The organism is Rhodococcus sp. NPDC059968 (assembly GCF_042738615.1).
In the GTDB taxonomy this organism is placed as follows: domain Bacteria; phylum Actinomycetota; class Actinomycetes; order Mycobacteriales; family Mycobacteriaceae; genus Rhodococcus_F.
Window position 1 is genome coordinate 84,045 of sequence record NZ_JBHWUE010000014.1, and the last position, 13,545, is coordinate 97,589.

The 13,545-nt window shown below is 65.8% G+C and carries 5 protein-coding genes; 3 read left to right on the top strand and 2 right to left on the bottom strand.

What is annotated here, in order from left to right:
- Positions 1-16: 16 nt before the first annotated feature.
- A complete protein-coding gene (locus tag ACFWAY_RS14895; protein ID WP_378511072.1) occupies positions 17-1,207 on the top strand; it encodes a TerC family protein in 1,191 nt (396 codons plus the stop codon).
- Between the two features lie 80 nt (positions 1,208-1,287).
- Here the strand turns inward: ACFWAY_RS14895 and ACFWAY_RS14900 are convergent, their stop codons facing one another.
- On the bottom strand, positions 1,288-1,740 hold the full coding sequence (locus tag ACFWAY_RS14900) for an SPW repeat protein (RefSeq protein ID WP_378456286.1): 453 nt from the start codon (positions 1,738-1,740) through the stop codon (positions 1,288-1,290).
- Positions 1,741-1,973: 233 nt separating this feature from the next.
- Between ACFWAY_RS14900 and ACFWAY_RS14905 the strand changes: the two genes are divergently transcribed.
- Both ACFWAY_RS14905 and ACFWAY_RS14910 read left to right on the top strand, forming a co-directional pair.
- The gene (locus ACFWAY_RS14905; protein ID WP_317567875.1) at positions 1,974-2,132 is read left to right on the top strand and encodes a hypothetical protein; all 159 of its coding nucleotides are present in this window, start codon (positions 1,974-1,976) and stop codon (positions 2,130-2,132) included.
- 48 nt (positions 2,133-2,180) lie between these two features.
- A complete protein-coding gene (locus tag ACFWAY_RS14910) occupies positions 2,181-2,492 on the top strand; it encodes a hypothetical protein (RefSeq protein ID WP_378511073.1) in 312 nt (103 codons plus the stop codon).
- A gap of 5 nt (positions 2,493-2,497) precedes the next feature.
- Here ACFWAY_RS14910 and ACFWAY_RS14915 read toward each other — a convergent pair whose 3' ends face one another.
- Positions 2,498-13,297, bottom strand: coding sequence for an amino acid adenylation domain-containing protein (locus ACFWAY_RS14915; RefSeq protein ID WP_378511074.1), 10,800 nt, complete (start codon positions 13,295-13,297; stop codon positions 2,498-2,500).
- Positions 13,298-13,545: the final 248 nt, after the last annotated feature.

A 13,545-nucleotide genomic window follows, 5' to 3' on the forward strand; every position in this document is an offset into this window, starting at 1 on the left:
CTGAAAGGCAGAGACGATGCATGTGACTCCGTTCGCCTGGATTGTGACGATCCTCGTGATCGTCGCTCTGCTCGCGTTCGACTACTTCTTCCACGTCCGCCACGCGCACATCCCGACGCTGAAGGAAGCGGCGATCTGGTCGTCGATCTACGTCGGCCTCGCGCTGCTCTTCGGTGTCGCGGTCCTGATCTTCGGCGGCGTCGACATGGGCTCGGAATACTTCGCCGGCTACGTCACGGAGAAGGCGCTGTCCGTCGACAACCTCTTCGTCTTCCTCATCATCATGTCCAGCTTCCGGGTGCCGCGCGAAGACCAGCAGAAGGTCCTGCTGTTCGGCATCGTGTTCTCGATCTTCGCCCGGACCGCGTTCATCTTCCTCGGCGCCGCGCTGATCAACTCGTTCGCGTGGGTGTTCTACTTCTTCGGCCTGATCCTGCTGATCACCGCCGGCAACATGCTGCGACCCGAGACCGAGGATTCGCACTCGGCCGACAACTTCATCATCCGGATCGCGAAGAAGTTCATGCACACCACCGAGCACTACGACGGCGACAAACTCTTCACCATCGAGAACGGCAAGCGGGCGATGACGCCGATGCTGCTGGTGATGGTGGCGATCGGCGGCACCGACATCCTGTTCGCGCTCGACTCCATTCCCGCGATCTTCGGCCTCACGCAAAATGTCTTCGTCGTCTTCACGGCCACCGTGTTCTCGCTGATGGGTCTGCGGCAGCTGTACTTCCTCCTGGACGGTCTCCTCGACCGCCTGATCTACCTGTCGTTCGGACTGTCCGCGATCCTCGCGTTCATCGGGGTCAAGCTGATACTGCATGCGCTGCACGAGAACAACCTGCCGTTCGTCAACGACGGCGAACCCGTGAACGTCATCGAAATCAGCACTTTCGCGTCGCTGGCCGTCATCATCGGCATCCTCGTGATCACCGTGATCGCGTCGCTCACCAGCAAGCGGGGCAGGGCACAGTCCGCCATCGCCGGCGCACGGCGGCACGCGATCAACTACCTCGACCTCGACTACACCGCCGACCTGGCGGAGCGCGAACGCATGTATGACAAGTTGCTCAATGAGGAGGAACAACTCAAGAAGCTCGACCCGAAGTTCAAGAAGATGGTCCGCGAGGAAACCGCACTGATGGACCTCATCAAACGCTCCCACCAGGAGCACGACGCGTTCCTCAAACAAAGTTAGGTGAACTCAGCGAAGCGCCCACCGAATCGGCGGGCGCTTCTGTGACTCGTGCCCCATCCCCATGAAGGCACGCGCCGCGACTACCTCCTCCTCATGCTCCTCATGCTCATTCCACCGTCCGCCATCCCCATGGCGGTGATACCGAGACCCAGCAGACACACGACGATGCCGCAGACCACGTTCGACCAGATCATTCCCGCCGTGGTGGTTACTCCGACGACCAGCCACGGGCTGACGATCATCCACAGACCCAGCAGCGGCGCGACGAACGCCATGCCGTGCGTGCGTGAATAGGCCGACGTGAAACCGACCGCGAGCAGTGCCACCGCAACACCCGACAACAGGTTGCACATCGCCAGGCCCGACTGGCTCGCGAACCCGACAATCCACGGCGACGCCGCCATGTACAGGCCCGCCATGAACATCAGGCCCTCGGTGACCTGCGTCATCGGCTGTTCCGAGACCCGGTCGTAGCGAGCCCGCAACTCGGCGATATCAGGGTGTCTCTCGATCGACATACCTGGTGTCGTCATCACCCACCTCCTTGAAAAGAGAACCAATCCCTACCGAGGGGGTGCCCCGAACTCGATACCGCAAACCAGCGATGACCAGGTAATTTTTCCGAATTTCCGCTACCGACCAGTCCCCACGGACCTCGACGGACCCCAGTCGTGCAGACCCTGTCCCGCCCGAGGAATTTTCCTGCCCGGTAGTGGAGAAACGGCTGGGCCTGGGCAGCTGTCAAGGGGCCAGGCATACTCGATGTGTGTGGTGGATTGCCTGGGTCGCGCTCGCCTGGATAGCGCTGTCGGTGCCGCTCGCGATCCTCATCGGGAAAGCGATTCGGCAGAAAGACCTGCACGAACTGCCCGCCAAAGAGGACGCGACGAGTAAGAACGACCCTCCCGACCGAACGGTTGCATGACCGTGCCCCAGCGGGCGCGATCCCTGGGCAGCTTGGAAGAATGACGGGATGGCGCTGTCCTTCTATCCACTCGTATTCATGAACCTGTTGTTTGCGGCTACCACACTGTGCCTTGCACGCCCCTCGCGCCTGTCCGCCGCAGCCACCGTCGCTGCCGCCGTGCTCTGGTTGTTCGGCAATGGCCCGCTCGAGGGTCAGGTCCTCTGGGAGTTCGATGCCACGCACGGCCTCACGGTGTCCGATCTGCTGTCCGTTGCGGCCATCGCCGTTGCCGTCTGGACGTTCTCGACCACCGGGGACCGACCGTGGGCTCGACGAACCGGGCGACGCCGCCGAACGCCGTTCCGGATTCGGTACTGACCGGCTCAGCGTCTCGAGGCCGCCCCGACCACCCTCAACACGCCCGGTGACGTCATGTGCCAATGCGCACTGTCGACGATGCGGTTTCGGACAGCGCCTGCCACGTAGGGCTCCCAGCTCGCGGCGGCCGCCGATCCCGTGGGATCGTCCCGGCCGGCAGTGAAGAACGCGACGTCACCGCGGAAGACACCCGGACTGTGGCGCTCGAGCAGCGCGCAGTTGTGTGCGGCACTTTCGACCAGCCCCTGGAGTTGGTCGCGGCTGAGAACGGCCATCGGACCGCCCGTCGCCGCCAGCAGGTCCACCGCCGATGCGGGTGTCATGTCCGCGACGGCCGCCGGCACGTCCCCCTCGACACCGATTCCCGCCAGCAGGTCACCCACGCTCACCGGCATCTCCGTGTCCCTCGGGTCCGGTTGATGCGCGTAACTGTCGAGCATCACGACGGTCGCCACCTCCTCACCCGCTGCCTGGAGTTGCACCGCGACCGCATGCGCGAGGACTCCGCCGAGCGACCAACCCAGGAGTTCGTACGGCCCGCGAGGCTGGATCCGGCGGATCTCCTCCACGTACCTCGCCGCGAGATCGTCGATCGACGCCGGCAGCGAGTCCTCGCCTGTGATCGCCGGCGACTGAAGGCCGTAGATCGGCCGTTCGGGATCGATCCTGGACGTCAGACCCGTGTAGCACCAGGCGAGACCCACGATCGGGTGGATGCAGAACAGTGGGCGCCCCTCCCCTGCCGTCCGGATCGGGAAGACGACGTCGAGCGCGCCGTCACGGTGCCGATCGGCCGAACTCAACCGTGCCGCTATCGAACTCGGGGTCGGATCGGTCATCACCATCTGCAGCGGAACCGTAACGCCGGTGGACGCCTCGAGCGCACTCACCACGCGTACCGCCATCAGAGAGTTTCCGCCCAGTTCGAAGAAATTGTCGTCTGCACCCACCCTCTCGAGACTCAGCAGCTCCGCGAAGGCGGTGGCCACCGCAACCTCGGTGTCCGTCACCGGGGCGCGGAACGCCCGTGGTTCGAACCGCGGCTTCGGAAGCGCACGCCTGTCGAGCTTCCCGGCCGACGCCAAGGGCAGCTCGTCCAGAATCATGATCTGCGACGGCACCATGTACGCGGGTAGCCGTTCTCGGGCAGACGCCGCCAATTCGTGAGTATCGATACGCCAGCCCTGGTCGGCCACGACGTAACCGACGAGGTGGTCACCGCCACGCTCGTCCGAGACCAGTGCCACGGCGGCCTGGGACACCCCCGCCGCCGCCTCCAGTACCGACTCGATCTCCCGCAGTTCGATTCGCAGGCCACGCAACTTGACCTGGAGGTCCGTTCGGCCCAGATACACCAGCTGACCAGTTCGGGTCCACTTCACGAGATCACCTGTGCGATACAGGCGTTCTCCTGCCAGTCCGAAGGGATCGGCCACGAATCGTTCCGCAGTGAGTTCGCTCCGTCCCACATAGCCGCGGGCCACTTGGTCGCCGCCGAGATAGAGCTCGCCGGCGACACCCACCGGAACGGGATTCAGCCGTGCGTCCAGCACATACGCCCGGGTGTTCCACACCGGCGCACCGATCGGCACTCGCGCATCCACGGAGTCGCCCAGCCTGAACGCTGTCGTGGTAATCGCCGCCTCGGTGGGACCATACGTATTGTGGAATGCGCCCGGACGGAGAGCGATCACGTCCTCCGCGAGCTCGGACGACACCTCCTCGCCGCCCACAAAGAGGTGTCGTAACGGGGACAGGGCGTCCCCCTCACCGATCACGAGGAACGCGGCCAGTACCGACGGCACGAAATGCATCATGGTGATCCGGCGCTCGCGGATGACTGACGCCAGGTATTCGAGGTCGCGATGCCCGCCGGGCCGCGTCACCACCAGTTGGGCTCCCACGATCAGGGGCAGGAAGACCTCCCACACCGAGACATCGAATGTGTACGGGGCCTTCAACACTCCGCGGTCGTCAGCGGTGACCTCGTACTCATCGGCGAGCCAGCGCAGCTGATTCACGATTGCCGCGTGGCTGACGGTCACGCCCTTGGGTCGTCCCGTCGATCCCGACGTGAAGAGAACGTAGGCGGTGTTCTGCGGCCGCAGCGGGCGCACTCGGTCGGCATCGCAGATCGGCCGCGCACTGAACCCGGAAAGATCGACGGTGTCGATGTCGACGTGCGCGGTGCCGGCAGGCAACGACGCGCGGGTCCACGATGTGGTCAACACCAGATCCGCCGCCGCGGAGCTCAGCACGTCCTCGATACGCTCCGCCGGGTGGTCGGGGTCGAGAGGCACGTAACCACCGCCGGCCCGGAGGACGGCGCACATTCCGACGATCATCTCCGGCGAGCGCTCGAACGCAAGCGCCACGAGGGAGTCCGGGCCCACTCCACGCTCGACGAGCAGCCTCGCCAGGCGGTTGACACGCGAGTCCAGCTCGCCGTACGTCAACGAATCGCCCTCGAAGACGACGGCAACAGCGCCCGGGACGCGGGCCATCTGGGCATCGAGAAGATCGACCAGAGTCGCTGCGCGCAACTCCACGTCCGTCGAATTCCACGTGTCCAGCATCTGGACCGTCTCGTCGTCCGTCAGCAGGGACAGATCGCGGACCTGACGACCCGGTTGCGTTGCGAAAGCCTCGGCGACGCGCACCAACCCGCTGACGAACCGATCCGCCGTCGCGGAATCGAACAGCTCGGTGGAGTACGTGAGAGTCCCCGAGACACCGGCAGGGTCACCCTTGTCGTCGTAGCTGTCCGACAGTGAGAAGTCGAGGTCGAACTTGGTGACCTGCGCATCGATCTCGAACGGCGCAATGGTCAGTCCCGGCAGTTCCAGCGCCGCCTCGGTCTGGTTCTGAAACGCGAGCATGACCTGGAACAGCGACGAATACGATTGCGAACGAGCCGGATTCAGAATCTCGACCAGCCGCTCGAACGGCACCTCCGCGTGGGCCATCGCCCCGAGATCGGTCTCGCGCACCTGTTCCAGCACGTCGAGAAGGGAGGCGTCGGGATCCACCTCGGTACGCAGCACGAGCGTGTTCACGAACATGCCGACCACGTCGTCGAGCACCCGCTCGCCGCGACCCGCGACCGGAGTGCCGATCACGATGTCCGAGGTTCCTGTGACGCGCGCCAGCAACACCGCCAGAGCGGCGTGCACCATCATGAAAAGTGTCGTATTGTGTTGTTGTGCAATCGCATCGAGACGTCGATGCGTGTCGGCACCGATGGTCACGGGCACGACAGCACCCCGATTGGTGCGTGCCGCGGGCCGGGGGCGGTCGGTCGGTAGTTCGAGGAACTCGGGAATTCCCGCGAGTGTGCGCGTCCAATAGTCGAACTGCGTCGCCGCCGGCGATTCCGGGTCACCTTCGTCGCCCAGCACCTCGCGTTGCCACAGCGCGAAATCGGCATACTGAACCTCGAGCGGTGTCCACCCGGGACGTTCGCCCCTCGACCGCGCCAAATATGCCGTCGCCACATCCCGCGCCAGCGGTGCCATGGAGAAGCCGTCCGCACTGATGTGGTGAACCACCACGACCAGGATCAGTTCGTTGTCGCTCACCCGCAGCAGTCGTCCACGGATCGGCACCGACACCGAGACGTCGAAACCCCGTGCGACGACCGAGAGCACGTGGGCGTCCACGGCATCTTCCGTCACGGTTGTCGGCGACAAATCCAATTCGACAGTTTCTGCGGGCAACACGATCTGCACCGGCTCACCGTCGTGTTCCGGGAACACCGTCCGGAGAGATTCGTGCCGTTCCAGCACGTCGCGCACCGCCTGCTGCAGTGCGGGCACGTTCAGCTCTCCCGTCAACCGCACGGCCAGGGGCATGTTGTATGCCGGGGATGCCGGGTCGAAGCGGCTCAGGAACCACATCCGCTGCTGCGCCGGCGACAGGGGAACACATTCCGGTCGAGGCCGCCGCGACAGGACCGGACGGTTACCCGTGCCCACCAGCGAAGACACCTGCTCGGCAAGCGCTTCCACCGTCGACGCCTCGAACAGCATCCGGACCGGCACGTGCGCATTCAGCGCCTCACCCAATCGGGCGGCCGCCTGCGTCGCGATCAGCGAGTTACCGCCCAGCGCGAAGAATTCGTCGTCGAGCCCGACCTGCTCCACTGCGAGCACCTCGGCGAAGACGGCAACGACGGCCTCCTGCACCGCCGACACGGGCGCTCGGAAGACCCTCGACTCGAGTACCGGCGCCGGCAACGCCTTCACGTCGATCTTGCCCGAGGCGTTGAGAGGAAATGCGTCGAGCACCACGACCGCGGCAGGCACCAGGTACGACGGCAACACGTCTTCGAGCCTCTTGCGCAACAACTCGACGTCGAGGGAACCGCGGGGCACGACATACGACACCAACGCGTCGGCACCGGCAGCGTTGGGCCGGGCCACCGTGATCGCACCGTCGACGTCGGCGACCCGGGTGATCACCGCGTCGACCTCCCCCGGTTCGATGCGGACGCCACGAATCTTCACCTGCCGGTCCACTCGCGTGATGAACTGCAGATTGCCGTCGGCACGGCGATGCACCAGGTCGCCGGTCCGGTACATGCGAGTACCGCCCGCACCCGCAACGAATCGCACCGAGGTTCGCCCAGGATCACCGACGTATCCGCGGGCCAGTCCGGAACCGGACAGATACAGCTCACCGATCGCACCGACGGGAACCGGGCGCAATCGGTCGTCGAGCACCCGACCGCTGGTGCCGGAAATCGGTCCACCGATGGTCACGTGGCCGTCCACCGCGGCAAGGGTGGCGACGACGGTCGACTCCGTCGGCCCGTACGCGTTGAGCATCCGCCGGCCGTCGCTCCATGCCGCGGCCAGATCCGGATGCAGAGCCTCACCGCCGACCGCGACGACCTCGATGTGCTCGAGCCCCTCCATTTTCAGGGAGGCCAGCACTGCCGGCGTCGACAGATAATGGCTCACCTGGTGATCCACGAGCACACGGTGCAGATCCGGTCCCGCATACACCTCGGCGGGGGCGACCACCAGGCAGGCACCCGCTCCGAACGCGAGCAGCGCCTCGAGGAGCGCGGCGTCGAAGGTGGGGTTGTAGGCGTGGAGCACCCGGGAGTCCGACGTGACCCGATACCGACGCACCGCCTCCTCGGTCAGTGAGGACACACCGCGGTGCGGCACCATCACCCCCTTGGGTGTGCCGGTGGAACCCGACGTGTAGATGATGTACGCCACCTCGTCCGGATGCACCGGAACATGCACCGGAGGAACATCGTTCAGATGGTCACCCGCGGTGACCGGGAGCCACGCGATCCGGGAACCGCCCACCGACATCGCCCCGACCCCGACACACACGTCGGCCTCGGTCAGCACTCTTTCCAGACGCTCGGCCGGATGTGTCGGATCCACCGGGACGAAGGCCGCACCGGTCTTGGTGATGGCCCACAGCGCAATCATGAAATCCACCGACCGCGGCAGGGCGAGCGCGATCACGCGGCCCGGCCGCGCACCTGCGTCGATCAGGACGCGCGCCAGCGAATCGGACCGCGCGTCGAGGTCACGGTAGGTGAGGGTCACGGCACCGTCGGAGAGTGCCGACGCAGTCGGGAAGTCGCGGGCAGTGCCGGTCAAAATCTCGGAAAGGGACCTCGGTGCAGAAGGTTCGCCGCCGTCGAGGACTGCGCCGGCAGCGAGGCCGATGCTGCCCACGTCGATCTCGGGACGGTCGGTGACGACGGCCAGCACGTCCACGAACAACTCGGCCAGCGATCGAACCGTCGCGGCGTCGAACAGCGACGGCGTGTAGGTGACGACACCGTCCACTCCGACCGGGTCGTGATCCGACCAGCGCTCCGAGTACGTGAACGCCAGATCGAATGGCGTCGGAGTGGTGCCGTTCTCCGAGGTCGGCGCGAGCGCGAGCGACACCTGCGGTCGCTCGCCACCGAGCAGGTCGGCGAGGGCCTCGAACGGCACGTCCGCATCCTGGAAAGCCGCAACATCGAAGTTCCGGACCTGCTCGAGGACCTCGAGGAACGACATGGCGGGGGTGACGCGGGTCCGCAACGCCACCGTGTGGGCCCGATCTCCCGCCAGCCCCGCATTGCCACCGACGACGATGTCGCGGTGAACGCCGATGCGTGCGAGCAGGATTGCGAGAGTCGCCCGCAACACCGTGAACAGCGTCACGCCCTGCTCTCGTGCCAACCGCAGGGCGGCCTCGTGGCGATCGGAACCGATCGCGAACTCGTGCACGCAGTCCGACGGGGAGGCAACTCCCCCGACTATCCGGTCGGTCGGCACCGGTGACGACGAACCGACGCCGCGCAACGCCCGCTGCCACCGGGCGAGGCTGCTGTCGCCGGATGCACCCGGTAGCCGCTCCAGTCGCCCGTCGCGATACCGCCCTCGGTCCCCGGTTCGGTACATCCGTACTCCCCCGGTGCCCTCCGTACCTTCGGGCACGAACGGGTCTGCCACGAACCGTTCGGCAGTACCCCCGGGCCGACGGTGAAATCCTCGGGCAACCTGCTGCCCTCCCACATACAATTCCCCGACCGTGCCGGGCGGAACGGGCCGCAACGCCCGGTCCAGCACATAGATGCGGGACCCGGCATCCAGGTCGGCGGGTTGCGCAGGCTCGCGATCCTGTCGATCCTGTCGATCGTGTCCCACCGTCCCCCCATCGACGAGTGGATCCCACATGTCCGCGACCACGGCGTCGCAGTCGTTGCCCGACCGCACACGCGCCAGCACATTCGCGTGGGTCACCGCGACCGGTTCCGAGCCCACGGGGCAGAGCACATAGGCAACGCGGTCGGGGTGAATCGGTTCCCACTCCGACGCCGTAACTCCGTTGCCGCCATCGCTGTTCCGCTCGACGTCGTCGAGCAGCAGTGTCCGGTATCCGCCGTGAGGAATCGCTCCGGCGTCGGCCCGACTGATGAGCAGCAGTGCCGGCACCACGTCGGCCAGTATGTACCGGATGCGTTCGATGGGATGGTCGGGACTCAGGGGCAGGCAGGTTGCGCCTGCCCGCAGCACGGCAATGTGCGCTACAACCGTGTCGACCGGATTCGACAGTCCGACAGCGACAATGCTCGAATCTCCGATGCCGGATGCCGTCAGCGTTCGCGCCAGACGGTCGGCGCGACGGTCGACTTCGGCATAGGAGAGCACCTCGCCACCGCGGCCGACGGCCACGGCGTCCGGGTGGTCGGCAACTCGCTGCCGGAACACGTCGGACAACGACACGTCTTGGTGCGCCGAATCCCTCGTCCCTCCGATGGCTCCGGCCCGCTCGTCCGGCGTCAGCAGGTCGATCGAGCTCAGCGCAACGCCGGGGTTGTCGGCGATGACCACGAAGAGCCGGTGCAGCCGCCGCGTCCATTGCTCCACCGTCGGTCGCTCGAAACGAGGTTCAGCGTAACGTAATACACCCTCGACTCGGTCACCGTGTCCGTCGACCCGACCGCGCAGCGACACCACCAGATCCAGGCCGTCGAACTCCCGCTCCGTCTCCGCTTCCACCGACAGCATCACCTGGAAGAGCGGGTGACGATCCGGCGAAAGGTCTTGCCCGACAGCATCGACCACGTTCGCGAACGGGACCGCACCGTGTGCGCGTGCGGCCCGCTCGACGTGGTGGGTTTCGACCAGGAACTCCTCGAACGTCAGACGTGGATCGAGTCTGCTGCGCAGCACCAGAGGCTCGGAATCGTGGCCGTCCCCTCCGTCGGGGCAGTCCGACAGGACCGCTCCGACGGCCAGATCGTCCGCACCGCTCACCACGGACAACAATACCGCCACGGCTGCGTGGACAACGGTGAAGAGCGAGACCTCGTGCTGGGCCGCAAGATGGTTCACACCTCGGTACAGTGCGGGATCCACGGCGAACGGAACCGCACCGGTGAGTGCACCGGAGTTCACCGAGACGTCGTGGTCCACCGGCAACGGCAGGGAACACGGCAGGCCCTTGAGCTGCTGTGCCCAGTAACGTAACTCGCGTTCGTACGGCGCAGGAATCGGCAACGCGGATCGATCGACCTTGCCGCTGGGGGTGAGCGGCACCGCATCGAGAACGGTGACCGTCGAGGGCACCATGTACGCCGGCAGTCGCTCGGCCACGCCGGCGAGAACGTCATCGGGATCCAGGCTGATGCCGTGAACATAACCGTCCACCACCAACTCACCGTTCCGGTCGTGTGCCACCGCGATCGCCGTGTCGACACCCGGATGCCGGCCGAGAACCGCGGTGATCTCGCCCAATTCGACCCGGAATCCGCGAATCTTCACCTGATCGTCGGCCCGGTCCACGAATTCCAACTCGTGGTCCGTCGACCACCGTACGAGATCGCCCGTCCGATACATGCGTTGCAGATCGGTCGCGAACGGGTTGGCGACGAAACGAGTCGCGCTCGCACCCGGCCGCTCCAAGTATCCGCGGCCCACCCCCGGACCGGACAGGTACAACTCGCCCACCACTCCGGCCGGCACCGGCTGCAGGTAGCGGTCCAACACCACTGCCGACACACCTTCGATCGGTCGCCCGATCGTGGTGCGGGAACCGGGGACGAGCGCTCCGGTGGCCGTGGCCCACACCGTGACTTCCGTCGGCCCGTACAAGTTCAGCACGGTGCGGCCCACGCCCCACCGCGCCACCAGTTCCGGCGGGCAGACCTCACCCGCGACAGCGAGTACCTCGAGATCGGTCAATCCAGCCGGATCCATCTGCGCCGGGACCGCCGGTGTCGTGGTCCAGTGGGTGATCCGCTCACGCCGCAGCAGGTCGGCCAGCGCCTTCCCTCCGCGCACCGGCGGCGGCGCAATCACCAACGTCGCGCCCGCTGTGACCGCGACCAACAACTCGTGAATCGACGCGTCGTAGGAGGGCGAGGCGCACATCAGCACTCGCGATCGGGAATCTGCTGCATAGAGACGACGCAATGCGGCGGCGTGATTCGCAAGTCCCCGATGGGGCATGGTGATACCGCGTGGGGCCCCCACCGAGCCGGACGTGTAGATGACATACGCCGCGTTGTCCAGCCTGATCGGGTGTGCCAGTTCTGCATCCGCGACAGGTGTGCCGTCCCCCGGCGCATCGGCCACATCCACCCACTCGACACCCCGAGGCACCACCTCCGGTTCTGTTGCGACAGCGATGGTGACGCCGGATTCCTCGATCATGTGCGCGATGCGTTCGGCCGGGTAGCCAGGGTCCACCGGAACGAACGCCGCGCCGCACCGCGCGACGGCCCACACCGCCACCACCTGGTCGATCGAGCGCGGCAGCATCAATGCAATACGGTTGCCGACGCCCACACCCTGTGCGAGCAGTCTGCGCGCGAGCCGATTCGATCGCTCGTGCAGAGCGCGGTACGTCATCTCGACATCTCCACAGCGGACCGCAACCGTGTCGGAATCCGCTGTCAGGTCGAACATGTCCGGAAGCGTGAGCGGAGACACCGAGGGAGGACCCGCGAGAGGCGCCAGCACTTCGAGTTCGTCGTCGGTAAGCAACGGCAGGCTGCCCACCGCCGCCTCGGCGTCCGCGCCCACGAATCCGCCCAGATACTCCAGAAATCTCGCATGGTGTCCCGCAAGTTCGTCTCGCTCGTAGACTGCCGGGTTGCCCTCGAAGTCCACGCGGACGTTCTGACCCGCGGCACCCGGATAGATCGCCACCGCAAGGTCGTCGACCGGCCCCGCGGTGAGAACGTTCAATTCACCGAGTACTTCACCCCACCACGTCTCCCTGTGGAACATCATGATGTTGACCATCGGACCGAAGCCGCGGCCGACGCGGGAGGTCGAACGCATGTCGTGGAGTATGTCTTCGTACCGGAAACGTTGATGCCGCAGCGCACCGGTCAGTTCGAGCTGGACACGGCGCACCAGGTCGCGTGCAGTCCCGTGCGCATCCACCACGATCCGGAGCGGAACGATGTTGGCCACACTGCCGCCCGACCGGCGCGCCCCCGCGGTGGTGCGAGCAGACACCGGGAGACTCAGCACGACATCCGAATTGCCCGTCATCCGAGCGAGAAATGCGGCGAACGCCGCGACCACGATCGGTACCTCGAACGAATTCCACTCCCGAGCGAGCGCTTCCAGCTCGTCGACGACGCCGGGATCCATCACCTTGCCGGCGAGCAACGATACCGCCGACGGGGCGCTCTCCCGATCGGTCAGACGGGACGGCTCGGGCAGATTCGCTGTTCGTTCGGACCAGTACTGTCGGTCGATCTCGAACCGGCGGGACTGCGGGTACGCATCCTCGGCCTCGTACAGTGCGCGTAGCGGCAGCGCTTTCGACGCGGGAGCTTCCGTGCGCTCGACTGCGTGCGTGTAGAGCTCGGCAACCCGATTCATCAGCACCATGGCGCCGTAGCCGTCGAGAATCAGGTGGTGCGCGAAGGTGGTGAGAAGGTAGTGGTCACGGCCGACGTGCAGCAGTGTCGCCGAAATCAGCCGGTCCCGGTACACCGACATGGGGCGGCGTCGCCGCTCATCCATCCACCGGTGCGCCTCCGCCACGGGATCTTCACGAGGCCGCAGGTCGACGTAGGCGAGTTCGTCGTCGATCGTCTCGTCCGCCAACTGGTACGGCTCACCCGTGTAGTCGACGATCCGCACCCCAGGTGACTCGATGTCGAACGAGCCCTGCTCGGACGCCCACTTCAACGCTCCGACGTCCACAGGCCCACGAAGCTCGACATACTGCGCAACGAGAATCGGAACGTTCGGTTCCAACTGCTGCGCGAACCACAGCCCCTTTTGGGCATGCGAAAGCGGGAAGGCACGTGAATCCACTTCACCTGCATTCTTGCGCGGGAACCCCGAGCCCACTATCTGTCCCCCGATCTACAACTTGACGAACAGCCCGAACGCGGGCCGTATACGTATGGGTGTTGCAGAGGAAATCGTTACGGTGACCCTACTCGCAGTCCCAGCTCATTCGCAGCGCTCGTGCGGCGGGTGCCCGTGCCACCACCGAACAGGAACATGGCGACGCTTACCCTTACTCTTTGATAACCGAACAGACACGGCCAGAGGAGGAT